We start from the raw sequence: 25,037 nt of genomic DNA, 5'->3' as shown, positions 1-25,037 counted from the left end.
CTGCGCCGCCCCGCCCGTTTCCCCGCTACGCCGCCCCTGCCATGAGCAGCCCCGCCAACAGCGCCGTGCGCGCCGGGATGTGGTCCAGCAGGACGTGCTCGTGCCGTGCGTGGGCGCCGTCACCCACCGCGCCCAGGCCGTCGAGGACGGGACGGCCGAGCCCGGAGACGAAGTTGCCGTCGCTCGCCCCGCCGACGGCCGTCTCCGCCAGGGACCACCCCAGCTCCTCCGCTGCCCCGTGCGCCTGCGCGAACAGGAGCCGGGAGGCGGGCGTCGGCACCATCGGGGGACGGTTCCAGCCGCCGGTGACCGCGACCCGCACCCGGGGGTCGGAGGGCGCGAGGGAGGCCAGTGCGGCGTCGATGCGGGCCGCTTCGGCGGGGTCGGGGACCCGTACGTCGATGCCGCAACTCGCCCGGCCGGCGATGACGTTGCGGCCCGTGCCGCCGCCGATCACCCCGACGTTGACCGTCGTGCCCCGCTCCCGGGAGCCCAGCCCGGCGATACGGGTGACCAGTTCGGCGAGGACGTGCACGGCGCTGGCGCCCCGGTACGGATCGAGGCCGGCGTGTGCCTCCACGCCTTCCACCGTCACCTCGAAGAGGCCGACGCCCTTGCGGGACGTCTTCAGCGCGCCCTCCGGGCCGGCCGACGCCTCGCACACGAGCGTGGCCGTCGCGTCCTCGCTCAGCCGCTCGATGTGCGGGCGGGAGGCCGGGCTGCCGATCTCCTCGTCGCCGTTCAGGAACAGCCGCACCGACGGGCGCGGCAGGTCCAGTTCCCGCAGCAGGCGCAGTGCCCACACCCCCTGCACCAGGCCGCACTTCATGTCGAACGCGCCCGGTCCGGTGGCCCGGCCGTCCTCGCCCACCCGGAAGGGCCACCCGGCGAGGGTGCCGGCCGGCCACACCGTGTCGTAGTGGCACAGCACCAGCACCACCGCCGGCGATGTGCCCCGGTACAGCAGCTCCAGCATGTCCCCGTGCGGACCGCCGTCGTAGCGCCGCGACTCGTCCGGTGGGCCGAGCCGCTCGTGGGTCCAGGCCTCGACGGCGGCGAGCCCGGCCGTCAGCAACTCCTTGTCGTCGCTGGGCGTCTCCAGCTCGACCAGCCTCCGCAGATCGCCGGTGATCTCCGGCAGGGCGGTCCGGGCCAGCGACTCGACGCGGGTCAGGGACATGGACGGTCCTCCTCGTACGTGCGCAAAGCGGCCGGGCGGTCAGCGGACGGGCACGCCGGGGCCCAGGGGAATGCCCAGCGCCCACCAGGCGTAGAAGAGCAGCGTCCAGGCCGCCAGCATGACCAGGCACAGCGGCAGGGTCAGCGACAGCAGCGTGCCGATGCCGGCCGAGCGCCGGTAGCGCTGGACGACGCCCAGGGTCATCACGAAGTAGGCGCTCATCGGGGTCGCCGCGTTGGTGCACGAGTCGGCGATGCGGTACACCGCCTGGGTCACCTCGGGCGGGATGTCGAGCAGCATGAACATCGGCACGAACACCGGGGAGACCAGGGCCCATTGGGCGGAGCCGCTGGTGACGAGCAGGTTGATGACCGTGCAGACCAGCAGGACGCCGAGGAACGCGACCGGGCCCGTGATGCCCGCCGACTTCAGCAGGCCGGCGCCCCGGATCGCCAGGACCTCCCCGACGCCGGTCCACTTGAAGTACGCCAGGAACTGGGAGATGGCGAAGAACAGCACCAGGATCGGCGCCATCTCGCGCAGGCCCTGCGCCATCTGGTCGGGGATGTCCCGGCCGGTCCGTACGGTCCCGACCGTGCGCCCGTACACGGCGCCCACGATCAGGAACGCCACCGCAAGGACGACCGCGATGCCCGTGAGCACCGGAGACTCCACGATGCTGCCGCCCTCGCCCCGCAACGGTGACGAGGCCGGGGCCATCGCCACCACGACCAGCGCGGCGTACACCAGCAGCGCGAGACCGGCGTTGCGCAGGCCCCTGCGCTCCTCCGTGCGCAGCGTCAGACCTCCGGCTTCCTGACCTGCGGCCTCGGGGGCGTCCTCCGGCTCCGGTTCCTCCGGCATCGCCGCCACCCGCCGGGCGATGACCTTCTCCGTGACGACGGTGACCACGACGGCCAGGACGACCGACGAGGCCACCGAGAAGAAGTAGTTGGACAGCGGGTTGACCACGTACGCGGGGTCGACCGTATGCGCGGCGGCCGTCGTGAGCCCGGCCAGGATCGCGTCCGTCGGGGTGACCAGCGGGCTCGCGTCGTACCCGGCGGACACCGACACGAACGCCACCACGGCACCCAGCATCGGGCTGCGCCCCACCGCCCGGAACGCCATCGCGCCCAGCGGCACCAGCACCACGTAGGCGGCGTCGGACGCGACGTGCGCGACCATGGCGGTGAAGGCGAGCGTGAACGTCAGCCAACGGGCCGGGACCCGGGCGACGGCCGCCCGCAGCATCGCGGGCAGCAGCCCCGACCGGTCGGCGACGGCCACGCCCAGCATGACCACGAGGATCGTGCCGAGCGGCGGGAACGTGGCGTAGTTGGTCACCGCGTCGGAGATCATCATCCGCAGCCCCTCGCCCGAGACGAGGCTGCGCACCCCCACCGTCTTGCCGGTGGCGGGGTTGAGCGCCGAGGCGCCGGTGGCCGACAGCAGCCAGCTGACCAGCGCCAGGACGACGCTGAGCACACCGAACAGCCAGAAGGGGTGGGGGAGTTTGTTGCCGAGGCGCTCGATGCGCCCGAGGGCGGCGAGCACCCGGGAGAGCTGCTTCGAGGGGACGTCGGGCGGCGGGGGCGAAGTGGCGGTGGTCACGCCCCTATTGACGACCGCTTGATGAAATCATGCAAGTAAAAAGGTTGTTGCGGTCGTATCGGTCGTGTGAAGTCGCTGGTTGACGGATTCTTTCAAAGGAGAATGGGTCGCATGGAGAACGCCCTGGACGACGACGACCTCGACCTGGTCGCCGCGCTCCAGCGCGCACCACGCGCTCCGCTCAGCCTGCTCGCCCAGGCCCTGGGCGTGTCGGCGAGCACCGTGGGACGGCGGCTGGCCCGGCTGGAGTCGAACCGGCTGCTGCGGGTGATCGGCCAGGTCGATCTGTCGGTGTCCGGCGAGGGCACCCCCTGGCATGTGTGGGTCGCCGCCGCGCCGGGACAGGCCGTCGAGGTCGCCCGGCGGCTCGTCGCACTGCCCGAGGCGGCCCATGTCGCCGTCACCGCCGGGCAGGCGGACGTCTACTGCGTCGTCCAGCCCGCGCGCCGCACCGAGGCCCGCGACCTGCTCACCCGGCGCATCGCCACGCTCCCCGGCATCCGGTCCGCCCGCACCGAACTCGTCCTGGGCGCGGACACCAAGTCCGACGCCTGGCGGCTGCCGCGCCTGACACAGGACCAGCGCCGACTGCTCGCCACGTACACGGCGGAGGAACGCGAGAGGGACCCGGGCGGCACGGACCGGCCCGCCCGCCCCACCGGTGACGAACTGCGCACCCTGAGGCTGCTCGCCGCCGACGGCCGGATGACCGCCGCGCAGGTCTCCCGGGAGCTGGGCATCGGCCAGTCCACCGCCTACCGCGTCACCCAGTCGCTGCTGCAGCGCGGACTGGTCCGCCCCCGCGTGGAGATCGAGCCCGGACTGCTGGGCTACGCCCTGGAGGCGGTGGTCGCGCTGACCGTGTCGCCGGGCGGGGTGCGCGAGGCCGCCCGGACGCTCGCCCGGCATCCCTCCGCCCGGTACGTGTCGACCAACGCGGGCACCTTCTCCGTCGTCCACCAGGGCGTCTTCCGGGACGAGGAGGGGCTAGCGGCGTTCCTCACCCGGGACCTGGCGGAACTGCCCGGGGTGATCTCCTTCGACGTCTCCGTGGTGCTCCAGGCACTGCGCAGGCACTGGCTCGACCGGGAGGACGGCCGCCTGGCCGCCGTACCCGGCCCGACGGACACCGGAAGTGGACGGCATGACGACACGTGAGACCGCCATCGGCCTGGCGGAGGCCTACTTCGACTCCGGCGGCTTCCTGGCCGACCTGCGGCGCCGGGTCGCCTTCCCGACCCAGAGCCCGCCGCCCGACGGCACCGGCCCGCTGCGCGCCTACCTGGCCGACGAACTCGCCCCCGCCGTACGCCGCCTGGGCGCGACTGTACGGATCGTCGACAACCCGGTGCCGGACGCGGGCCCGTTCCTGCTCGCCCACCGGCACGAGGCCGACGGCCTGCCCACCGTCCTGGTCTACGGCCACGGCGACGTCGTCCCCGGCCAGGACGGCCGCTGGCGCACCGGCCTGTCCCCCTGGGAACTCGTCGTCGAGGGCGACCGCCTCTACGGGCGCGGCACCGCCGACAACAAGGGCCAGCACACCGTCAACCTGGCCGCACTCGAACAGGTCCTGGCCGCTCGCGGAGGCCGGCTGGGCTTCAACCTGAAGGTGCTCGTGGAGACGGGGGAGGAGTCGGGCTCACCGGGTCTGCACGAGGTCTGCCGCCGGCTGACGGACGACCTGGCCGCCGACCTCCTCGTCGCCTCCGACGGCCCACGCCTCGCGGCAGACCGCCCCACCCTCTTCCTCGGCTCCCGGGGCGCCGCCAACTTCCGCCTGCGCGTGGCCCTGCGCGAAGGCGCCCACCACTCGGGCAACTGGGGCGGCGCCCTGCGCAACCCCGCCACCGTGCTCGCCGGCGCCCTGGCCGCCCTGGTCGACTCCCGGGGCCGCATCCTGGTCGAGGGACTGCGGCCGCCGGCGCTGCCCGGGCCCGTCGCGGCCGCCCTGGCGGATCTCACCGTGGGCGGCGGGGACGGTGACCCGGAGGTCGACACCGACTGGGGCGAGCCGGGTCTGAGCCCGGCGGAACGCGTCTTCGGCTGGAACACCCTGGAGGTCCTCACCCTGGCCGCCGGGGATCCCGCCAAGCCCGTCGGCGCCATCCCCGGCACCGCCCACGCCGACGTCCAGCTCCGCTTCGTCGTCGGCACGCCCTGGCGCGACCTCGAACGCATCGTCCGCGACCACCTCGACGCCCACGGCCTGCCCATGGTCGACGTCGAGGTGCTCCAGGCCGTCCCCGCGACCCGCCTCAGCCCGGACGACCCGTGGGTCCGCCGGGCCGTGGACTCCCTGCGGCACACCACCGCCAAGGAACCGGCCGTCCTGCCGAACCTCGGCGGCACCCTCCCCAACGACGCCTTCGCGGACATCCTCGGCCTGCCCACGGTGTGGGTCCCGCACTCCCACCCCTCCTGCTCCCAACACGCCCCCGACGAACACCTGCTGGGGTCGGTGGCCCGCGAAGGGCTGCGCATCATGGCGGGGTTGTTCTGGGACCTCGGCGAACACACGCCTGACGCCGATCGGTAGGTTGCGGACAGCGCCGCGGTCCGGCGCTCCGCCCCCACGGAAGGACACCCCTGTGCGCCCTCGACGTCTCCGGTCCGCCCTCACTCTCCTCAGCACCCTGACGACCGCGGCCACTCTGGCCGTCGCCACGGCCGGCCCGGCCACCGCCGCCGAGCGGCCCGCTCCCGTACGTCACGCCGCCGCCGCGCACGACGTCGCGTCGGGCCTGTCGCCGGTGACCGAACTGCTCGCCCAGCGGCTGCTGCTGGCCGACAAGGTCGCCGCCGCCAAGTACGGCACGGACACGCCGATCGACGACCCGGAGCGCGAGGCGCGGATCCTGGACGACGTCCGCGCCCGGGCGGCCGGCCTCGGTCTCGACCCGGATGCCGTGGCCGCCGTGTTCCGGGACCAGATCGAGGCGAACAAGCTGGTGCAGCGCGGCCTGTACGCCCGCTGGGACGCGCACCCCGCCGAGCGCCCCACCGAGCGGCCCGACCTGGCCAAGGAGGTCCGCCCGGCCCTCGACCGCATCACCACACAGCTGCTGGCCGCGCTCGACACCACGGAACGGGCCCGGGCCCTGCCGTCGTGCGGCCCGCGCCTGGCCGCGGCCGCCGGCTGGTCCGCGTACACCCACCGGCTCGACGCGCTGCACCTGAAGGGGCTCGGCCGGGCACTGCCGTCGGTGTGTGCGCCGTCCTAGGAGTCGCGGTCGGCTTCGACGAACCGGGCCAGATTCTCCAGGGCCATGCGCGTGCCCGTCTCGTTGTCGGCGGCGGGCACGGCGTCGGGGATCCCCTCGTGGACCATGACGACGTCGGTGCCACCGCCCTCGGCGTCGGCGAGCGTCGTCGTCAGGGTCATCGTGCCGCCCAGCGCGGGGTCGACGGCCTCGAATGCGAGCACCTCGACCACCTGCTCGTCCGGCACGAGCCGCGTGAAGCGGCCGTGGTACGTGTCGGTGTGCGCGGCCGACTTCCCGGTGGCGTCCGGCGCCTCGTAGGTGAGCGAGACACGGAACCGGCCGCCCTCACGGGCGTCGAACTCGTGCACCTCACCGCTCATCCCCTCCGGTACCCGCCAGCGCGCGATCGCCTCCGCGCTCACCAGGGCCCGGTAGACGTCCGCACGGGGCGCGTCGACATGCCCGGAGACCCGCGTCGTGTACATGGGCGCCACCCTAGGCCCTGTCGTCAAATTCCCGTCTGCCTCGCGACGCCATGCACGCACTCTCGCCGCACCGGGCGAAAGCCCAAGTACGTCCAGTACGAGGGCTTCCGCCCGGCACGCCGAGAGCACGCACCTGACGCCGCGAGGCCGCCCTCCGGGCGACGACGGGAATTTGACGACAGGGCCTAGGCGACCTGGTCCGCCCCCGTCGGCAGGGGCGGTTCCGACTCGATGCGGCGCAGTTCCTCGTCGGTGAGCAGGCGGGAGCGGAGCAGGAAGCGGACGCCCTCCGGGGCCTCCAGGGAGAAACCGCTGCCACGGCCCGGGACCACGTCCACGGTGAGGTGGGTGTGCGACCAGTACGCGTACTGGTCCGCGCTCATCCAGAACGGGGTGTCCCCGGCCACGTGCCCCAGCAGGACGTCCCCGGCACCGACCCGGAACTCGCCCCGCGGGTAGCACATCGGGGCGCTGCCGTCGCAGCAGCCGCCGGACTGGTGGAACATCACCGGCCCGTGCGTCCCGGTCAGCCGCCGCAGCAAATCTTCGGCGGCGGGCGTCAGTTCGACACGTCCCGTGCGGGTCATGGGGTCCCTCCTTGCCTCGGGGGTGCCCAGCCATGGTCGCCCGGAAGCGTGCCTCTCGGAAACCCGTACGAGCTTTGCGTGCCGACCTCAGAATGAGAGATACGGGCCTCGACCGGTGGATGCGAATACAGGGCCGGCCGCCCCACGTCACCCGCCGTACGTCGTCCGCGTCATCCGCGAGCGGCTCACCCGGCCCGCCGTCGTGCCGCGCTGACGGGCCGGGTGGGCCGGTGGCCGTCAGCCCGGACGCCGCCGGTGCCGGCGGATCCAGGCCGCCTGCCCGCCGTCGACGAGCAGGTCGCTGCCGGTGATGTAGCGGGCCTCGGGGCCGGTGAGGAAGGCCACCGCGTCGGCGATCTCGCCGGGCGTGCCCGGCCGGCCCGCGCCGCACGCGTCGAGCATCGCGAGCATGTGCCCGCCGGCGTCCGAGTCGGCCTCCGCCTTCGCCATGGCGGTGGCGACCACCCCGGGGCTGATGGTGTTGATGCGGGCGCCGAGCCGGTTCCAGGCGAGGGCGGCGGCCTGCACGCGTACGTGGTTGGCGCGTTTGGCCAGGATGTACGCGGCGGTCGCGTCGTCGCCGAGGGCCGTGACCGCCTTCAGCCCGAGCAGCTCCTCGGCGGGAGCCGTCGCCAGGGCGGTCTCGTCCTCGTCGTCGAGCGAGGCCATGTGCCCGGCCAGGCTGGCGACACAGACCAGCGAGGTGCCGCGGACGGCCACCTTCTCGAACGCCTCGATCACATACACCGTGCCGAGCAGGTCCACGTCGAGGATCCCGCGGACCGAGGCCGTGGCGGCGGCGACACCGGCGGTGTGCACCACGGCGGTGATCCGCCCCTGCTCCGCCGCGGTGCGGGCGAGCCGCTCGACCGACGCACGGTCGGAGACGTCGGTCGGCACGCCCTGTGCCGCGTACCCCTCCGCGCTCAGCTCCGCGACGACCTGATCGAGCCGCTCGCGCGCGTGGTCGGCGAGGATCAGCGTCGCTCCGCTGCCCAGGCGTCGCGCGACCGCCGATCCCATCCCGCCCGCTCCGGTGACGACGACCACGTCACGCGGGTCGTCCGTACGGTTGTGCATGTGCGATCTCCTTGGGTGGGTCCCGGAGGTCAGGCCGCCTCGGTGCCGGCGGCCGGTACGGCGTCGCGCCAGGCCGTCCCGCCCGCGATGGCCTGCCGCCAGGCGCGGACGGACTTGGGCGGCATGCCGACCGCCAGGGCGCCGGTCAGCCGCTCGCCCGTGCGGTAGACGGCCACGAACCTGCGCTCGGCCACGTCACCGGCCACGACGGCGACTTCGTCGTGCCCGCGCAGAAAGCCGTACGCCTGGACCTTCATGTCGTACTGGTCGGACCAGAAGTACGGCACCGGCGCGAACGGCCGCCGCGCGTCCGGCGCGGCGAGCAGATTGCGGGCGGCGGCCATGCCCTGCTCGGCGGCGTGCGTACGGTGCTCGATCCGCATCGACGTCCCGAACAGCGGGTTGTCCCAGCGGGCCACGTCACCGGCCGCGTACACCCCCGGAGCGGCCTCGCAGTACGCGTCGCAGAGCACGCCGTCGCCGACGCGCAGCCCGCTGTCCGCCAGCCACTCGGTGTTGGGCAGCGAGCCGACGGCGACCAGGATCTCGTCGGCCTCGACCACTTCGCCGTTCGCGAGCCGCACGCCCCCGTCGGTCACCTCGGCCACGGTGACACCGGTCCGCAGCTCCACGCCGTGGTCGAGATGGGCCTGGGAGAGCACCTGGCCGACCTCGGCGCCGACGGCGTGCGCCAGCGGCACGGGAGCCGGTTCGAGCAGGGTCACGCGGGCGCCCAGCCGCCGGGCCACCGCGGCGGCCTCGGCGCCGAGGAACCCGGCACCCACCACGACCAGCCGGACACCCGGCTTCAGCCGCTCGCGCAGCGCGAGGGCGTCGTCCAGGGTGCGCAGCACATGGGCGCCGCCGTCGCCGGGCAGCCGCCGGGGACGCACCCCGGTGGCCACGACCAGGCCGTCGTACGGCACGCGCGACCCGTCGGCGAGACACACCGCACGGTCCGTCAGGTCCAGGCCGGTCGCCGCCGTCCCCAACCGCAGGTCGAGGCCGAGGGCGTCGAGGTCGGCCCGCGGGCGCAGCGGCAGGCGTCCGGTGCTCCACTCGCCGGAGAGGATCTGCTTGGACAGCGGGGGACGGTCGTACGGGGCGTGCGGCTCGTCCCCGACGAGGGTGAGCGTGCCGTCGTAGCCCGCCCGGCGCAGGGTCTCGGCCGCCGCGAGCCCGGCGGCCGAGGCGCCGACGACCACGACGCGCCTCACCGCTCCACCAGCCTGATCGCCGCGGCCGGGCAGATCGCCACGGCCTCGCGCACGTCGTCGAGCAGTTCCTCACCGGGCCGCTCCTCCAGCAGGATCGCGACGCCGTCGTCGTCTCGCTGGTCGAAGACATCGGGAGCGGCCATCACGCACTGCCCCGACGCCACACACTTCGGCACGTCCAGTTCCACACGCATGCTTGTCACCTCGGGTCGCTTTCTGATCGGGGGGAGGGGTCACCAGGCGACGGGCAGGCTGTGCACGCCGTAGGTGGTCCCGGTGTGGTCGAACTCCAGCTCCTCGATCGCGGCGGCCGGCCGCAGGGTCGGGATACGGCGGTAGAGGGTGCCGTAGACGACCTGGAGCTCCAGGCGGGCCAGGTTCTGGCCCAGGCACTGGTGCGGGCCGTAGCCGAACGCCTGGTGGATCCGGGCCGGGCGGGTGATGTCCAGCCGCTGCGCCCCGGGGAAGACCTCCGGGTCCCAGTTCGCGGCGTGCAGGTCGAAGATGATGCCGTCGCCCTTGCGGATGAGGACGTCACCGATCTCGATGTCGTCCTTGGCGACCCGGCGGACCCCGGTCTGGACGATGGACAGGTAGCGCAGCACCTCGTCCACCGCGTTCGCGACCACCTTCGGGTCGTCGGTCTCGCGCAGCAGGGCGAGCTGGTCGGGGTGCTGGAGCAGGACGAGGGTGCCGAGGCTGATCATCGTGGCGGTCGTCTCGTGACCGGCGATCAGCATGGCCACGCCCATGTGGACGGCCTCGGTGTGCGACATCTCGCCCGCCTGGACGCGGCCCGCCAGCTCGGAGAGCACGTCGTCCTCCGGGTCGGCCGTCTTCCGCGTGACCAGGTCGTCCAGGTAGGCGGCGAGCTCACCGCTGACCCTCCGGGCCTCCTCCGGCGGCGCCGAACCGTCCAGCACCAGGCTGCTGCTGCGCTGGAAGAAGTCGTGGTCCTCGTACGGCACTCCGAGCAGTTCGGCGATGACGAGCGACGGCACCGGCAACGCGAAGGCCGTGAGCAGATCGACCGGGTTGGGCCCGGCGAGCATCTCGTCGATCAGGCCGTCGACGATCTTCTGGACCGGCTCGCGCATCTTCTCGATCCGCTTGACCATGAACGGCCCGTTGACGGTCCGCCGCAGCCGCGTGTGCTCCGGGGCGTCCGTGTTCGTGATGAGCCGCGGTGTGACCGGCGCGATCTCCGCCCGGTGCGCGTTGACGTACGGGAAGCCGGGGTCGAGGTCGTCGTCGCTGACGCGCGGGTCGGGCAGCAGGGCCCGCTGGTCGGCGTGCCGGGTGACCAGCCAGGGCGTGCTGCCGTTCCAGATCCGTACCCGGGTGATCGGCTGCTCGGATCGCAGCTCCTGCGTGGCCGGGGCGGGGGCCAGCGGGCAGTCCGCCGCCCGCGGCAGCGGGTACTCGGGCAGCGGCAAGGCGCCGGTGACGGGGCACGTCAGGGAATCGGACATGACATCTCCTCAGGGGTGGGGGGAGCGGGAACCGGCCGGCCGGGGGCTGGAGTCGGGGTGGAAAGAGGGATCCTGCCTAGGAGCGCGCGGTGGAGAACTCCGCCTGCTCGGCGGGGCCTTCCGCCACCGGGGCGGGGTCGGTGACGGCCTGCCGGCGCGGGAGGAAGGACGCCAGGACGAAAGCCAGGAGTGCCGCTCCGGCACCGATGGCCATGACCGTCCTGAAGCCGTTCTCGGAGGGCAGGGCGTGGCCGCCGAAGCCGGTGGTCATCTGCGCCAGGATGACGCCGGCGAGGGCGCTGGCGAACGACGTGCCCATGGAGCGCATCAGGGTGTTGAGGCTGTTGGCCGCGGCCGTCTCGGAAGCGGGCACGGCGCCCATGATCAGGGCGGGCATGGCGCCGTAGGCGAAGCCGACGCCGCCGCCGATGACGCAGGCGACCAGGACGATGTGCCAGACCTCGGACATCAGCACGAGACTCAGGGCGTACCCGGCGGCCACGACGACCGCGCCGGTCATCAGGGTGACCTTCGGTCCCTTCGCCCTGGTGATGCCCGCGGACACGGCGGACATGGCCATCATCACCAGTCCCTGCGGGGCCAGGATCAGACCGACGGCCAGCATCGACTTGCCCAGCCCGTAGCCGGTCAGCTCGGGCAGCTGGAGGACCTGCGGCAGGACGAGCGACATGGCGAACATCGAGAAGCCGAGCGCGACCGAGGCGAGGTTGGTGAACAGCACCTGCCGGCGCGCGGTGGTGCGCAGATCCACCAGCGGCTGGGGGGTGCGCAGCTCGTACCACCCCCACACCAGGAAGATCACGGCCGCGGCGCCGAACAGCCCCAGGGTCGTGCCGCTGGTCCAGCCCCAGTCGCCGCCCTTGGAGACGGCCAGCAGCAGGGACACCAGCGCGGCGGACAGTCCGAGCGAGCCGGGCAGGTCGAAGCTGCCGCCGGTGCGGACCTTGGACTCGGGCACGACCAGCAGCACCAGCGCCAGGGCGGCGGCACCGAGGACGGCGGAGATCCAGAACAGCGTGTGCCAGTCGTAGCGGTCGGCGATGAACGCCGCCGTGGGCAGCCCGAGGGCACCGCCGACGCCGAGCGAGGCGCTCATGAGGGCGGTGGAGCCGGCCAGCCGCTCGGCGGGCAGGACGTCCCGCAGCACGCTGATGCCGAGTGGGACGACGGCCGCCGCCAGGCCTTGCAGCGTCCGGCCGACGACCATCGGGACGAGCGAGTCGCTCAGGGCGCAGACGGCCGAGCCGGACACCAGCAGCGCGAGGCTGACCAGGAGCATGCGGCGCTTGCCGAACATGTCGCCGAGGCGTCCGACGACCGGGGTGGCGACGGCGGCGGCGAGCAGGGTGGCGGTGACCGCCCAGGCGGCGTTGGACGGCGAGGCGTCCAGGTACGTCGGCAGCTCGGGGACGATCGGGATGACCAGGGTCTGCATCAGCGAGACCACGATCCCGGCGAGGGCGAGCACCGCGACCACGGCGTTCGGTCTGGGCGGTCTCGGTGGGGCGGAGGCCCCGGCCTTCGCGTGGCGGGCGGGGATGTCGGACATGGCGGGGCCTCCATGGAGCGGGATGCACGGTTGCTTGACTTAGGCAAGCAGAGGTGCATTGCCTAAGTCAAGCAACTGTTTCCCGGGCGACTCCTCGTCACCCCGCCCCGGCCCCCGCTACAGCAGGTCGCGCGGGACCTTCTCGTTCCAGGTGCGGGAGAACACCCGGCGGTCGGCCTCGAACGCGTCGAGGGTCGCGTCCACGAAGAAGTCCGTGTCGTCACACCTCAGCTGGGTGTGCGTCACCACCTGTACGTCCCAGTCGTCCCGCTGGAACCGCATGGTCCACGTGGACTCGCCGCTGACCGACGTGAAGTCGTCGGCGACCGCCGTGTAGCGCTCGTGGGCGCGGCGCCCCGCCTCCAGGTTGATGTCCTCGAAGCGGACCGTGCCCCGGTCCTTCACGATGTCCAGCTCGGAGTGGTAGCCGATCAGGTCCCGCTTGACCTCCCAGCGCTCCTCGGGGGGCGTCACCTGGCTCGTCGCGAGCGGGGCAGTGCCCTCGGGTTCACCGAAGGGGGACGCCGGCACCTCGTCCGGTTCTTCCACGGGCCGCACCGGCAGGGTGAGCGTGCTGGAGTGCTCGTGGACGCTCAGCAGGGCGGGCTTCGGCGCTGGCCAGGCCAGCGGCCAGTAGGACGTGGACAGGGAGAGCCGGATGCGGTGGCCGGGCGGGAACGCCTGGGCCACTCCGTTCAGCGGGACGGTCGCGCGGTAGCGGCGGCCCGGCTCCAGCGGCTCGGGAGACTCCGTGCTGTCACGGCGGGTGAGGTTCAGGATGCCGTACGAGACCCGGGTCGCGGAGCCGTCCGGGCTCACGTCGGACAGCCGCGCGGCCACCAGGGCGACCGGTTCGCTGACCGACAGGTCGAGTTCCACGGTCGGCGAACCGAGGATCTCCACCTGCTCGGTCAGCGGCTCGGTGTCGAAGACCAGGGAACCGCCGTCCTCCTCGCGCTGGTCGTACGGCAGGTCCGGAGGCGCGTTGTAGGAGGCCCACTTGCCCGCGAACTGGCCCACCGACAGCGGCGACTGCACGGTCAGCGCGTCGCCGCCGGGGGCGTCACCCTCGTCCGCCGCCGCCCGCGGAGGCCCGATCGTGTGCCGGGTGAGCGGATGAACGGCCTGCCGGATGTGCGGGGAGGGCCATTCCGGCTCCCCGACCCAGCGTCCCGGCCGCTCCTCGTACGCGGTGGAGGGCGGCACGCTGTCCTGCATCCACGCCTGCAGCATGGGACCGTCCATGACGCCGTTGTCGACGCCCTTCAGCCAGTGGTCCCACCACCGGACGAGCTCCTGGAGGTAGCCGATCGCCGGGCCGGGCTCCCCGAGGTGGGGGAACTTGTGCGACCAGGGGCCGATCAGCCCCTTGCGGGGCACGTCCAGGTGGCCGAGCAGCCGGGTCACGGCGTTGGAGTAGCCGTCCGCCCAGCCGCTGGAGGCCAGGACCGGGCAGCGCACGCTGCTGTAGTCCTCGCACACCGAGGCGTGCCGCCAGTAGTCGTCCCGGCGCTGGTGGCGCAGCCACTGGAGGACCCAGGGCTCGGTGTGCTCCAGCCGCTCGTGCCACATTTCGCGCCAGCGGTCGCCGACCACGGCCGGGTCGGGCGGGCAGGTGCCGTAGGCGAACATCGTGCCCGCCTCGGCCAGGTTGTCCGACAGCAGGGCGCCGCCCATGTAGTGCATGTCGTCGGCGTGCCGGTCGTCGGTGAAGGACGCGATGGCGATGGCCTTCAGGCCCGGCGGCTGCCGGGCCGCCACCTGGAGCGCCGCGAACGCGCCCCAGGAGATGCCCATCATGCCCGTGCCGCCGTCGCACCAGGGCTGTTCCGTCAGCCAGGCCAGGACCTCCTCGGCGTCCGCCTGCTCCCGTTCGAGGTACTCGTCCCGCAGCACGCCCTCCGAGTCGCCGGTGCCGCGCAGGTCGACGCGGACACAGGCGTAGCCGTGCCCCGCGAGGTACGGGTGGTGGATCGAGTCGCGTACGGCCGTGAGGTCGCGCTTGCGGTACGGGATGTACTCCAGCACCGCGGGCACCGGCTCATGGTCCGAGGAGGTGGGACGCCAGATGTGCGCGGAGAGCCGGACCCCGTCGGACATCGGGATCGTGACGTGCTCTTCTTCCTTCGTCGCACAGGGCAGGTTGGTCACGTAACGCATGGAACCCACGTGCTCCTTACTGTCGGGGTTCACTCCGGCCGGGCTTCACTCCTGCGGGGGTTCGTCGAAGGCGAGCCCCAGGGCGGCCACGCAGTGGTCGAACTTCTCCCGCAGTTCCTCCTCGTCCGCCCCGCCGGTGAAGATGTGCGCCAACTCGTAGCTGTAGCTGTCCTGTCCGGGCAGGTCCGACAGCCGCGTACCCTCCTCGGGGACCACCTCGATGCGCACGCCCGGTGTCTCCCGCTCGATGCGGGCGATCTCCTCGGGCCCGGGCACCCGGCGCACCACGCCGTCGGTGAACCAGCGGTGGTACCACTTCGCCGCCATCGCGTACGGGCCCTGGCGGTGCGGCATGCGCGGGTCCTCGCCGAGCGCGAGGCGGACCATGCAGTGGTGGTTCGGGACGCCGTCGACGTACTGGAACAGCTCCGCGTGCGACTGGGAGTGCCGGGGGTTGATCTCCAGCAGATTGATCGACTGCGTCCGCGGGTCGTAGAAGTACTCGATACTGAAGGTGGCCGACTCCATTCCGATCTGCCGCATCACCCGCTTCGAGACGTCGTGGAGCTCCGCGATGGCCGCCGGCGGCAGCGTCGAGGGGTACTGGTGGCGCAGGAAGCAGGGGGAGTCCGGGTACTGGATGGAGTCCAGGACTCCGTAGACCGTCACCTCGCCCTGGTGGACGTAGCCCTCCACGGCGACCTGGACGCCGGACATCGACTCCTCGGCCAGACAGACCCGGCCGCCGACGCCGTCCATCTCCGGCGGCAGGTCGATGCGTTCGAGGATGTGCTCGAAGGGGCGGCCGATGCGGGAGATGCCGTCGCGGATCTCGGCGACGGCCGAGCGGAACTCCTCGTCGTCGTCCACCCCGAAGGCGAGTTCCGAGGAGTAGGAGAGCGCCGGCTTGACCCACATCGGGAACGTCACGTCCTCGGGCGGGCGCGGCGGCTCGGCCGACAGGTCGACCTTGCCGAAGCGCGGGTGCCGGTCCGTCGCCTTCTGCTGCTCCAGACGGCTCCAGTACTTGTGCTCGCACTTGACCACGGACTCAAGGCTCGTGCTCCGCGTTCCGTAGCGTTCGCTCAGCATGGGCACGAGGGTGCTGACCGGGAAGTCCCAGTAGCCGACGATCGCGTCGATGCTGCCGTCGAAGGCGTCCAGCACCGCTGTGGCCTTGTCGAGCAGCGTGGGCAGGTGCACTTCGCCGAGCTGGAGTTCCTCGGCGGTCAGCAACTGGTGAAAGCGCAGCCGATCGGCTCCGGGAACCTCCCGCAGCGTCGGCAGATTGGCCTCGTCGAGCCCGATCACGAAAATGTTCTTCACCGTCTGGTCAGACACGGATCTCCTTCCGACAGCCGGCTCTCGGGCCGGGACCTTCCAAGATCGACTGAGTACCCCTCGCGGGTGCGGCCATGCCGGTCGGCGCGGCGCTCGGGCGTGACGACGGGGTACATGCCTGCCGCCGTTGTGGGCACCCCGTGCGGGGAAGCAACGGCGTGGCCCGAGGTGAACGGCCGCGCCGTGGACGACACCGGCGAAAGGGAAGCTCGTGCAGCCCGAGCAGGAACAGTCCGCACCGCAGGTCGTGTCCGAGCCGGACCCGCCCTACGACTCCGACAAGCAGCAGCGGCCCGGCCTCGAGGCCGACATGCGCACCAAGCCGCGCTATCGGGCGAGCCGCTACCGCGCCAGCGGGAAGCTGGAGGGCAAGACCGCGCTGATCACCGGCGGCGACTCGGGTATCGGGCGAGCGGTGGCGCTGCTGTACGCGCGGGAGGGCGCCGACGTCGCCCTCGTCTATCTGCCCGAGGAGCAGGTGGACGCGGAGCAGGTCCGGCGCGAGGTGGAGGAGCAGGGCCGGCGCTGTCTGCTGCTGCCGGGCCATCTCACCGACCCGGATTTCTGCCGCGAGGCCGTCGAGCGGACGGCGGCGGAACTCGGCGGGCTGAACATCCTGGTGAGCAACGCCGCGTACCTCAACAGCAAGCTGGAACTCGACCAGTTGACCGCCGAGGACTTCGACCGGACGTTCAAGACGAACGTCTACGCGTACTTCCACCTGCTCATGGCGGCGCTGCCCCACCTGGAGCCCGGTGACGCCGTCATCGCCACCGCGACCGAAGAGGCGCTCAAGGGCAGTACGACGATGATCGACTACGCGGCGTCCAAGGCCGCGCTGATCACCCTGACCAAGTCCGTCGCCGTGCACCTGGCCAAGCGCGGCGTGCGCGCGAACGTGGTCGCGCCGGGCCCGACCTGGACGCCGCTCAACGAGGCGGACCCGCACATGCCGCCGGACGGGCTCGCCCACATCGGCAGCGAGGCCCCGCTCGAACGCGCGGCCCAGCCGGAGGAGATCGCACCGACGTACGTCTACCTCGCCTCCGACGCCGACTCCAGCTACACGGTCGGCGAGGTCATCGCGGTGACCGGCGGCATCGTCGACACACGCTAGCCGCCGGCCACCGGCCGCTGTTCAGCAGGACGGCTCCGCGGGCAGGGGCTGTTCCGCCCAGATGGTCTTGCCCGTGGGGGTCTGGCGGCTGCCCCAGCGTTCGGAGAGCTGGGCGACGAGCAGCAGTCCCCGTCCGCCCTCGTCGAAGACGCGGGCCCGGCGCAGGTGGGGTGCGGTGCTGCTGCCGTCGGACACCTCGCAGATGAGGGCCGAGTCGCGGATCAGCCGCAGTTCGATGGGCGAGCCGCCGTACCGCAGCGCGTTGGTGACCAGCTCGCTGACGATCAGTTCCGTGGTGAACTCCGCCTCCGCCAGCCCCCAGACGGCCAGTTGCTCGCCCGCCATCTTGCGGGCCCGGGCCACGGCCGTCGGCTCGGGCGGCAGCTGCCAGGTGCGCACCTTCCCGGCGCCGAGCGCGGCGGTGCGGGCCAGCATCAGCACGATGTCGTCGGCGGGACGGCCGGTCAGCACGGTGCGCAGTACCTGCTCACAGGTCTCCTCCAGCGCCTCGGCAGGGTCGGCCAGCGCCTCGCGGAGCAGGGTGAGCCCGACGTCCATGTCGTGGTCGGCGGCCTTGAGCAGCCCGTCGGTGTAGAGCGCGAGCAGGCTGTTCTCCTCCAGCTCCACCTCGACGGCTTCGAACGGCAGGCCGCCGAGGCCCAGCGGCGGCCCGGTCGGCACCTCCAGGAACCGTACGGCGCCGTCGGGCGTGACCAGGGCGGGCGGCGGATGCCCGGCCCGGGCCATCGTGCAGCGCCGGGACACCGGGTCGTACACGGCGTACAGGCAGGTCGCGCCGACCTGCCCCGACGCCTCCACCGCCCGCCCGCGCGCCTCCGGGCCCTCTTCCCGGTCGATCCGGACGACGAGGTCGTCCAGCTGGGTGAGCAGTTCGTCGGGGGCGAGATCGACGTCCGCGAGTGTCCGCACGGCGGTGCGCAGCCGGCCCATCGTGGCCGAGGCGTGGATGCCGTGTCCCACCACGTCGCCCACGACCAGGGCGACCCGGGTGCCGGACAGCGGGATCACGTCGAACCAGTCGCCCCCGATGTCCGCTCCGGAACCGGCCGGCAGATAGCGGTAGGCGACCCGCATCGCCGCAAGGTCCGGCGGCCGGTCGGGCAGGAGGCTGCGCTGGAGCGCCAGCGCCGTCCGGCGTTCCCGGGTGTAGCGGCGGGCGTTGTCCACGCTCACCGCCGCCCTGGCGACGATCTCCTCCGCGAGCAGCAGATCGTCCTCGCTGAAGGCTCCGGCGTGCGGTGGCGCAGGAAGTGCACCAGCCCCAGGGTCACCCCGCGGGCGCGCAGCGGCACCATCATCACCGAGTGGATCATGTGCCTGCCCACCGACTCCTCGCGGGCCGGGGAGGACCTGACCCACTCCCGCAGGCCCGGATCCCCCGGCAGGTGCCGGGAGCCCTGGCCGGCGACCAGCGTCCGCACCGGCAGCGAGTCCACGGGGTAGAGCGTGGTGTCGCCCGAGGGGACCACAGACTCGGGGCAGCCCTCCAGCACCGACCGCTGGGCGGTGCGCCGCACGGTGACCGGCGCGTGCGGCGGCACCGGTTCCGGCTCGTCGCCCACGGTGACGGACTCCAGCAGGTCCACGGTGACGAAGTCCGCGAACCCGCTCACCGCCACCTCGGCCAGCTCCTCGGCCGTCCGGGTCACGTCCAGGGTGCTCCCGATCCGCAGGCTCGCCTCGTTGAGCACCGCCAGCCGGCGGCGGGCCCAGTCCTGCTCCGTGGTGTCGAACACGGTCGCGGACATGCCCTGCACCGCACCGGTCTCGTCCGTCAGCGGCGACATGAACATCGACCAGGCGTGGCGCCGGATCTCGCCCGGGGCCTTGCCGTGCTGCTCGTGGAAGATCGTCTCGCCGGTGCGCAGGACCTCGCGCTGCAGGCGGTCGTACTCGTCGAAGGGCGGCCCTGGCTCGATCTCCCGGAGCGTCAGGCCCTTCATCTCCTCCTCGGACCGGCCCATCACCTGGGTCATGATCTCGTTGGCGGCCACGAGCCGGGCCTCACGGTCGTAGACCGCCACCGGCACGGGGAGTTGCGCGAGCGTGAGGTCCCACAGGGTCAGGGCTCCGTGCCCGGCCCGCCTCGCCGTGGGCGCCAGTGCGGTGCCGGTGACGAGCCAGAGCCGCGTGCGGTCCGCGTCCAGCAGCGGCGTGCCGTGCAGCCGGGCCACGACCAGGTCGCCGTGCCGGTGCCGCAGCGCCACCTCACCGGCCCAGCGCTGTCCGTCGGCCACGTGGCGTCGCGTGGAACCGGGCAGGCCGGCGGCGAGCAGGCGGGTGACGGCCCGGCCCACGACTTCCTCGGGTTCGTATCCGAGCAGCCGTCGGGCGCCGTCGCTCCACACCCTGATCACACCACGGGCGTCGACGACGACCGCCAAGTTCTCCGGTACGCGTCCCTGCACGGTGCCTCCGGATGTGACGCCCCTGTCGCTTCCCCGGTCATCATCTCAGGAAGGGCCGCGGGGGGGACCCCTCGCCGGTTTCCCGGGGCACACGCACCGTCAGCCGGCCAGCCGTTCCGCCAGCAGGAAACCGCCGATGACGATCATCATCGCGCCGGAGACGCGGGTGACCGCCCTGGCCGCCGAGGGCCTGGTCCTCAGGACGGTGCGGGCCAGGACCCCGACGGTGAGGTAGACGACGGCGCAGGCGGTCATGTGCAGCGTGCCGAGCAGGCCGGTCTGCGTGGCGACCGGCCAGCCGCCCGCGGGGTCGATGAACTGCGGGAACAGCGAGAAGTACAGCAGCAGCGCCTTCGGGTTGAGCCCGCTGATCCCGGCTCCCCTGAGCATGATCCGCAGGCGGGAGGAGCCCACGTCGCCCTCGGGGGCCGTCAGGACGGCCGGCTGCCTCAGCACACCGCAGCCGAGCCACACCAGGTAGCCGGCCCCGGCCACCGTCAGCGCGGTGAGCAGGGTCGCCGAATTCGCCACGATCACCACCAGGCCCGCGACCGCGAGCAGGGTGTATCCCGCGTATCCGGCGATCAGCCCGGCGACCGCCGGGACGACCGACCGGCCCCTGATGCCCGCGGTGATCGCGTAGGCCCAGTCCGCGCCGGGGGTGAACACCAGCAGCAGATCCACTGCCAGAAATGCCGCCAGTGTCGTCGTATCCATGGACCGGTCCCTCTCACGTGCCTTGTCGCGAGAGGAAGGCTAGGCCGGATCAGCCCGAAAGTGTTCCCTTCTTTACTCCTTGATCGCGGGATCTGGGGCAGAATCTTCTCCATGGATGCCCTGGACCGGAAGATTCTTACCGAGCTCCAGCTGGACGGCCGTCTCACGGTCACCGAGCTGGCCGCCCGAGTGAAACTGAGCGTCTCGCCCTGCCACCGCCGCCTGCGCGACCTCGAACGCGAAGGCGCGATCCGCGGCTACCGGGCGGTCGTGGACCCGGCCTCCGTGGGCCTGAATTTCGAGGCCCTCGTCTTCGTCACCCTGCACTGGGAGGACGCCGACACCGTCTCCGCGTTCGAAGAAGGCGTGGCCGCCGTCCCGCACGTGCTCCAGGCGCAGCGCCTGTTCGGCGACCCCGACTACCTCCTGCGCGTCGCCACCACCGACCTGGCCGCCTTCCAGCAGCTCTACGACCAGCAGCTCGCCCGGCTGCCCGGCGTCCAGCGCCTGAACTCCACCCTCGTCATGAAACACGTCGTCGACGACCGGCCCCTGCCCGAGTGAGCGCAGCCGCCGCCTCGCGCTCAGCCGTCCAGGCCGCCGGCGAACGGCATCGTCCGCCACTGTTCGACGGCCGGCTTCAACGCCTCCACCAGCAGGGGCAGTTGCGGCGCGAGCGCGAGGCAGGCCACCGCGCGGGACATGCCCACGGCGTTGACGACGCGCAGCACACCCTCGTCCAGCCGCCGCAGGCCCCGGCGCTCGGCGGCCGTGTTGTAGGCGGCCTCGCACGCGGGGCCCAGGGCCGCCAGGTCCCACTCGACCGGTCCGAGCGTGGTCAGCTCGAAGTCGGAGTACAGCTCTCCGCCCTGGGCGGAGACGATGTTGGCGGCCGGGGAGTCCCCGTGGACCGGCTGGACGTCGATGCCGGGGAAGGCCGCCTCGAACGCCGCGCGTGAGCTGACGACGGGTTCCAGGACGTCCCACTCGCGGCGCGCGCGGTCGAGGTCGGCCGGGTCCAGCAGGTCGGGCCGCCCTTCGAGCGCGGCAAGTCCCTCGGAGACGAACCGCGGTTCCGCCGCCGACAGGAACGGCAGCTCACCCGGGTACGAGCGCAGCGCGGCGTGCAGGCCGGCGACCAGGCCGGCGTTGTGCACGTAATCGGGCTCCGCGCTCTGGTCCAGCTCGACGAACTGCCAGAACGTCAGCGAGAAACCGTCCCGCAGCACCGGCTCCCGCGGCACCAGCGGACTCGGCGGAATCACCGGGTGCCCCTGGTCCGCGAGCCACCCCGCCACATCGAGCTCCAGCCGCTGCCGCGCCGCCTGGGACTCGGGACCGGAGTACGAGGGAAGGACGGTCGGCACCCGCACCACCACGGGCGACGGAGCGAGATGCACCACGACGGAGAACACGTCGTACAGCACCCTCGCGTCGGTCACCGTCAGCCCCAGATCACGGCCCGCGGCGACGGCCGCCGCGCGAGCACGGGACGTACGGGCCTCGATCTGATCACCCGTCAAGAAACCTGCCATGTCTGCGATGTTGTCACCCCGGCCACGGGCCTGCGACTGATTAACGGCCCTCCGAACACGGTCCCCGTGCGCCCCCGGTCAAGAACCGGTGCGCTGCCCGGCAACCGGTCCCGCGGCCCCGGGTCTAGCGTGGCAAGGTCCGTCACCAGCCACCCCGGAACGAGGAAACCAGCGCATGCCCTACATCACCGTGGGCCAGGAGAACTCCACCGCCATAGACCTGTACTACGAGGACCACGGATCCGGGCAGCCGGTCGTCCTCATCCACGGCTTTCCGCTCGACGGCCACTCCTGGGAGCGGCAGAGCGCCGTGCTGCTCGACGCCGGCTACCGCGTGATCACCTACGACCGGCGCGGTTTCGGGCAGTCCTCGCAGCCGACGACCGGCTACGACTACGACACCTTCGCCGCCGACCTGAACACGGTGATGGAGACCCTCGACCTGCAGGGCGTCGTCCTCGTCGGCTTCTCGATGGGCACCGGCGAGGTCGCCCGGTACGTGTCCCGGTACGGCACCGGACGGGTCGCCAAGGTCGCCTTCCTCGCCTCGCTGGAGCCCTGCCTGCTCAAGTCCGACGACAACCCGCAGGGCGTCGCGCCGAAGGAGTTCTTCGACGGGATCGTCGCGGCCGTCAAGGCGGACCGCTACGCGTACTACACGGACTTCTACAAGGACTTCTACAACCTCGACGAGAACCTCGGCACCAGGATCAGCGAGGAGGCCGTCCGCAACAGCTGGAACGTCGCCGCGGGCGGCGGCTCCTTCGCGGCGGCCGCCGCGCCGTCGACCTGGTACACCGACTTCCGGGCCGACATCCCGAAGATCGACGTGCCGGCCCTGATCCTGCACGGCACGGGCGACCGCATCCTGCCCGTGGAGGGCACCGCCCGGCCGTTCCACAAGGCCCTTCCGGCCGCCGACTACGTCGAGATCGAGGGCGCTCCGCACGGTCTCCTCTGGACCCACGCGGAGGAGGTCAACTCGGCGCTGCTCGCCTTCTTGGCGAAGTGATCGGACTCCTTCTCTGGTTCTTCCTCCGATTCCTCCTGGACCGCCCCGGCCCGGGATGGTGACATCGTCAAGGCCGGCAGCGCATCGGAGCTGCCGGCCTTCGATGATGCCCAGGGGGGAACCAGGTGTCCGTCGTCCTGTCCACCGCGTCGCTCTCGGCGGCCGACCGCAGTGAGCTCTGGCACCACGCGGTGTCACGCACCTTCATACCGCTCGACGTACAGCTCCTCGAAGAGGATCCGTCGCCCGGGAGAATCGTCAGCAACCAGCTGGGTTCCTTACGGATTTCGCAGGTCCAGGCGGGCCCGCAGACGGTGACGCGCAGCCGCCGGCTGATCCGGGACGGCAAGGAGCACCTCATCCTCACCCTTCAGCAGCGGGGCACCGCCATCAAGGAGCAGGACGGCAGACAGGCGTGGATCGGGCCGGGCGACTTCTCCCTCTCCGACTCCTCCCGGCCGTTCCGGAAGACCGTGCAGGGCGACTTCTCCTTCACGTCCTTCCAGTTCCCCCGCACGGACCTCCGCGTGAGCGACGAGGATCTGCGGGAGGTGACCGCCACGGCGTTCTCCGGACAAGAGGGCAGCGCCGCACTCGTGGCGGCGTACTTCGCGCGCCTGGCCCGCGAAGCGCCGGGTCTCGACGCCTTCGTCGGCAGCCAGTTCGCGGCCACCGCGCTCGACCTGCTGGCGCTGCTGATCAACGAGCGGTGCGGGCGCTTCGCCTCCCAGGCTCCGGAGGCCGCCGCGGCCACCCTCGTACGCGTCAAGGACCACATCCTGCGCCACCTCGCCGACCCCGGCCTGTCACCGCCCGACATCGCCGCCGCGCACTTCATGTCCGTCCGCTACCTGCACAAACTGTTCCAGCTGGAGGGCGTGACGGTCGGGGAGTGGATCCGCACACAGCGGCTGGAGCGGTGCCGCAGGGATCTTCTGCGCTCCCCGGCCCTCGGGTACGGGGTCGCGGCCGTCGCCCGGCGGTGGGGTTTCGTCAGCCCCAGCCACTTCAGCCGCGTCTTCCGCGCCGCCTACGGTGTGACGCCCCGCGAGTGGCAGACGCACGGCTTGTCCGGCGACGGACGGACCCGAAGCGAAGACGGGCGGACCGGAAGCGAAGACGGGCGGAAGCGACGCGAAGTCGGGCGGAACGGAGGGGAAAGGGAGGGAACGCCTCCGCGAACCGGCGCGTTGCACAGGAGTTCGCCCACGTCACCGACCCTGGGAGCATCGTGCCCGACACCACGCCCGACCCGTCCACCGTCCTCCCCGCACTCCCGCCCCTGAGCGCGCAGGCCGAGCGGCTGATCGAGCTGGGGGTGCACGAGACCGCCGGGCTGTCCGCCGACGAGATCCGTACGTTCGCCGCCGGAACCGACGGCGAGGGCGCCCTGCTGGCCGTGCACCCGGACAGAGCCCCCGCCTCCGCCCTGGCGCCGCTGCTGCGCCGCGACGGCAAACCGGGCTTCGTCGTCGTCGACATGCCCGACGTCGACGCGTTCACGCCCTGCGCCGTCGAACTGCCCGACGCCCCGCTCTACGTCGTCACCGGCCTCGACCGCGGTGACCACATGGCCAACTGGAGCCCGGACGAGGCACTGCCCGCCCTCACCAAGGAGGACCGCACCCCGCTGCTGCTCACCGAGGGCATCCACTGGGTGCTCCAGCAGCCGGACGCCCTGGAGCGCAACCGCTGCTTCATGACCATCGGCTCCCGGTTGCGCAAGCCCGACGGCAGCCTGGACGCCCGCACTCCGGCGATCTGGATCAGCAACGGCACCGGCCGCGACGGCCGCGAGCGCCGCAACGCCCCGAAGGTCGGCTGGTGCTGGTGGAACAACCGTCACACCTGGCTGGGCTTCGCCTCCACGACGGGCCGCGGACCCTCGCGGGATTGACCGCAGGCCCCGTCACTGCCCGAACCGGGTCGGTGGCGGCGGCAGGCCCGCGGTCAGGGCGGTGAGGCCCGCGCGGGGCCTCGCAGGTCCGCGGGCAGGCGGTCCTACCGGCGGGCCGGGCGCCGGGGCGGGCCGCGCGGGCGGCGGCGAGCAGCCCGGCGTGCGTCGCCTCGTCGAGGTCCGGGCCCTGGGCGAGGGCGGTGACGGTGCCACGGTGCGGACGCCGGCTCCGGCCCCGCTCCATGTCACCGATGGCACGCCCCGAGACTCCCGACGCCTCGGCCGGTTCCTCGATCGTCAGCCGACGGTTGTGCCGTAACTCCCGCAACAGCCGCCCGAACGGCGCGCTGAGCTCCCTGCTGTGCCCACCGCGCGATGATACGTGCGCACGCCAGCTCGAGCCCAGGAAGACCACGCC

Annotated in this window: 20 protein-coding genes and 3 pseudogenes; 8 read left to right on the top strand and 15 right to left on the bottom strand. The window is 72.5% G+C overall.

The features are described 5' to 3' along the window. Positions 1 to 25: 25 nt before the first annotated feature. A complete protein-coding gene (locus QF034_RS05010) occupies positions 26 to 1,180 on the bottom strand; it encodes a M20 family metallopeptidase (protein ID WP_307173776.1) in 1,155 nt (384 codons plus the stop codon). A gap of 39 nt (positions 1,181 to 1,219) precedes the next feature. Beyond that, a complete protein-coding gene (locus QF034_RS05005) occupies positions 1,220 to 2,794 on the bottom strand; it encodes an AbgT family transporter (protein ID WP_307173775.1) in 1,575 nt (524 codons plus the stop codon). Positions 2,795 to 2,905: 111 nt separating this feature from the next. On the opposite strand from QF034_RS05005, the gene QF034_RS05000 reads away from it, so the two are divergent. Genes QF034_RS05000 through QF034_RS04990 form a run of 3 tightly spaced genes read left to right on the top strand, consistent with a single transcriptional unit; the run spans position 2,906 to position 6,018 of the window. After that, complete coding sequence (locus QF034_RS05000; RefSeq protein WP_307173774.1) at positions 2,906 to 3,952, top strand: Lrp/AsnC family transcriptional regulator; 1,047 nt, start codon at positions 2,906 to 2,908, stop codon at positions 3,950 to 3,952. Next, positions 3,939 to 5,333 (top strand): M20 family metallopeptidase, encoded by a 1,395-nt coding sequence (locus QF034_RS04995; protein WP_307173773.1) that lies wholly within the window; start codon positions 3,939 to 3,941, stop codon positions 5,331 to 5,333. The genes QF034_RS05000 and QF034_RS04995 overlap by 14 nt, the downstream gene beginning before the upstream one ends. A 52-nt stretch (positions 5,334 to 5,385) precedes the next feature. Further along, positions 5,386 to 6,018, top strand: coding sequence for a chorismate mutase (locus QF034_RS04990; protein WP_307173772.1), 633 nt, complete (start codon positions 5,386 to 5,388; stop codon positions 6,016 to 6,018). Here QF034_RS04990 and QF034_RS04985 read toward each other — a convergent pair. The 9 genes from QF034_RS04985 to QF034_RS04945 all read right to left on the bottom strand — a co-directional run bounded on the left by QF034_RS04985 (position 6,015) and on the right by QF034_RS04945 (position 15,912). Next, complete coding sequence (locus tag QF034_RS04985) at positions 6,015 to 6,485, bottom strand: SRPBCC domain-containing protein (RefSeq protein WP_307173771.1); 471 nt, start codon at positions 6,483 to 6,485, stop codon at positions 6,015 to 6,017. The genes QF034_RS04990 and QF034_RS04985 overlap by 4 nt on opposite strands. A gap of 185 nt (positions 6,486 to 6,670) precedes the next feature. Next, positions 6,671 to 7,072, bottom strand: a complete 402-nt coding sequence (locus tag QF034_RS04980; RefSeq protein WP_307173770.1) for a DUF779 domain-containing protein — start codon at positions 7,070 to 7,072, stop codon at positions 6,671 to 6,673. A 237-nt stretch (positions 7,073 to 7,309) separates the two neighbouring features. Then, positions 7,310 to 8,152 carry an SDR family oxidoreductase gene (locus tag QF034_RS04975; protein WP_307173769.1) on the bottom strand — a complete coding sequence of 281 codons (843 nt, stop codon included), beginning with the start codon at positions 8,150 to 8,152 and terminating at the stop codon, positions 7,310 to 7,312. Positions 8,153 to 8,181: 29 nt separating this feature from the next. Further along, entirely contained in the window at positions 8,182 to 9,369 is a 1,188-nt protein-coding gene (locus QF034_RS04970; RefSeq protein ID WP_307173768.1) for an NAD(P)/FAD-dependent oxidoreductase, read from the bottom strand. Then, complete coding sequence (locus QF034_RS04965; protein ID WP_307173767.1) at positions 9,366 to 9,563, bottom strand: ferredoxin; 198 nt, start codon at positions 9,561 to 9,563, stop codon at positions 9,366 to 9,368. Before QF034_RS04965 ends, QF034_RS04970 begins: the two co-directional genes overlap by 4 nt. Positions 9,564 to 9,602: 39 nt before the next feature. Beyond that, positions 9,603 to 10,841, bottom strand: coding sequence for a cytochrome P450 (locus QF034_RS04960; protein WP_307173766.1), 1,239 nt, complete (start codon positions 10,839 to 10,841; stop codon positions 9,603 to 9,605). A gap of 76 nt (positions 10,842 to 10,917) precedes the next feature. Continuing rightward, entirely contained in the window at positions 10,918 to 12,411 is a 1,494-nt protein-coding gene (locus tag QF034_RS04955) for an MFS transporter (protein WP_307173765.1), read from the bottom strand. Between the two features lie 117 nt (positions 12,412 to 12,528). Further along, a complete protein-coding gene (locus QF034_RS04950; protein WP_307173764.1) occupies positions 12,529 to 14,571 on the bottom strand; it encodes a CocE/NonD family hydrolase in 2,043 nt (680 codons plus the stop codon). A 45-nt stretch (positions 14,572 to 14,616) separates the two neighbouring features. Further along, positions 14,617 to 15,912, bottom strand: coding sequence for an ATP-grasp domain-containing protein (locus QF034_RS04945; protein WP_307173763.1), 1,296 nt, complete (start codon positions 15,910 to 15,912; stop codon positions 14,617 to 14,619). Positions 15,913 to 16,123: 211 nt separating this feature from the next. Between QF034_RS04945 and QF034_RS04940 the strand changes: the two genes are divergently transcribed. Beyond that, positions 16,124 to 17,029: an SDR family oxidoreductase gene (locus QF034_RS04940; RefSeq protein WP_307173762.1), complete on the top strand. Its 906-nt coding sequence runs from the start codon at positions 16,124 to 16,126 to the stop codon at positions 17,027 to 17,029. 21 nt (positions 17,030 to 17,050) lie between these two features. Here QF034_RS04940 and QF034_RS04935 read toward each other — a convergent pair. Both QF034_RS04935 and QF034_RS04930 read right to left on the bottom strand, forming a co-directional pair. Then, positions 17,051 to 19,458: pseudogene (locus tag QF034_RS04935) on the bottom strand (SpoIIE family protein phosphatase). A gap of 99 nt (positions 19,459 to 19,557) precedes the next feature. Beyond that, entirely contained in the window at positions 19,558 to 20,175 is a 618-nt protein-coding gene (locus tag QF034_RS04930; protein WP_307173761.1) for a LysE family translocator, read from the bottom strand. Positions 20,176 to 20,286: 111 nt separating this feature from the next. Between QF034_RS04930 and QF034_RS04925 the strand changes: the two genes are divergently transcribed. After that, the gene (locus QF034_RS04925) at positions 20,287 to 20,739 is read left to right on the top strand and encodes an Lrp/AsnC family transcriptional regulator (protein ID WP_307173760.1); all 453 of its coding nucleotides are present in this window, start codon (positions 20,287 to 20,289) and stop codon (positions 20,737 to 20,739) included. A gap of 20 nt (positions 20,740 to 20,759) precedes the next feature. Here QF034_RS04925 and QF034_RS04920 read toward each other — a convergent pair whose 3' ends face one another. Beyond that, positions 20,760 to 21,710 carry a phosphotransferase gene (locus QF034_RS04920; protein WP_307173759.1) on the bottom strand — a complete coding sequence of 317 codons (951 nt, stop codon included), beginning with the start codon at positions 21,708 to 21,710 and terminating at the stop codon, positions 20,760 to 20,762. Positions 21,711 to 21,885: 175 nt separating this feature from the next. Between QF034_RS04920 and QF034_RS04915 the strand changes: the two genes are divergently transcribed. The 3 genes and pseudogenes from QF034_RS04915 to QF034_RS04905 all read left to right on the top strand — a co-directional run bounded on the left by QF034_RS04915 (position 21,886) and on the right by QF034_RS04905 (position 24,619). Next, the gene (locus QF034_RS04915) at positions 21,886 to 22,722 is read left to right on the top strand and encodes an alpha/beta fold hydrolase (protein ID WP_307173758.1); all 837 of its coding nucleotides are present in this window, start codon (positions 21,886 to 21,888) and stop codon (positions 22,720 to 22,722) included. Between the two features lie 125 nt (positions 22,723 to 22,847). Further along, a pseudogene (locus tag QF034_RS04910) lies at positions 22,848 to 23,816 on the top strand (AraC-like ligand-binding domain-containing protein); the annotation flags it as partial. Positions 23,817 to 23,953: 137 nt separating this feature from the next. Next, entirely contained in the window at positions 23,954 to 24,619 is a 666-nt protein-coding gene (locus QF034_RS04905) for a DUF5701 family protein (RefSeq protein WP_307173756.1), read from the top strand. A 175-nt stretch (positions 24,620 to 24,794) separates the two neighbouring features. On the opposite strand, the pseudogene QF034_RS04900 reads toward QF034_RS04905, so the two are convergent. Further along, positions 24,795 to 25,034 (bottom strand): annotated as a pseudogene (locus tag QF034_RS04900) (helix-turn-helix domain-containing protein); the annotation flags it as partial. Positions 25,035 to 25,037 lie beyond the last annotated feature (3 nt).

The organism is Streptomyces africanus, from assembly GCF_030816955.1.
Classification (GTDB): Bacteria; Actinomycetota; Actinomycetes; order Streptomycetales; family Streptomycetaceae; genus Streptomyces; species Streptomyces africanus.
This window is presented reverse-complemented; position numbering and strand designations above follow the sequence as displayed.